We start from the raw sequence: 493 nt of genomic DNA, 5'->3' as shown, positions 1-493 counted from the left end.
GCCGATGGATCGGCTGAGGAGAACGTCGCTCTCCACAAGGCCGTAGTGCAGAAGCTCGAAGAAAACGGCGGCAAGGTTCCAGACAGCATGAAGAGCTGATCTGATACGCACGGGTGCTCCAGACGACGCCCGTGCAGGCCGCCTAGCACTTTACTGCCATTGAGAAAACTGAAGGTCCTCGAGGCCGTTGGCTCACCAACACCACGCTCACGTAAGGCGTGATGAGGAGTGAAATGCCATGCATAACAGCCGGATTATTGCAACCGCCGCCGTGCTATCGATCTCCTTGGCATTGCCCGCATTTGCCCAGACTACGCCGTCGGCTAACGCCACGTCGCAGGGCACGTCGACCACGACTGGCGGCAGTCACGGTATGCCCACCCCGAAGGCTGCCGATCAGCTATCCACCACATCCACGGGCGGGGGGATGGCCCCTTCCGCCGCTCCGTTGACCGCTACGACTGGGACAACCGGGATGTCTACTGCTCAACCC

The 493-nt window shown here is 60.9% G+C and carries 1 protein-coding gene; it reads left to right on the top strand.

The features are described 5' to 3' along the window. Positions 1-99, top strand: a 99-nt coding sequence (locus GSQ76_RS32585) for a DUF3597 family protein (protein WP_216850905.1), incomplete at its 5' end; no start/stop codon positions are given. Positions 100-493: the final 394 nt, after the last annotated feature.

This window comes from Acidisphaera sp. L21 (assembly GCF_009765685.1).
GTDB lineage: Bacteria > Pseudomonadota > Alphaproteobacteria > Acetobacterales > Acetobacteraceae > LMUY01.
Note: the sequence above shows the minus strand (reverse complement) of the source record. Positions and strands in the feature narration are given on the sequence as shown.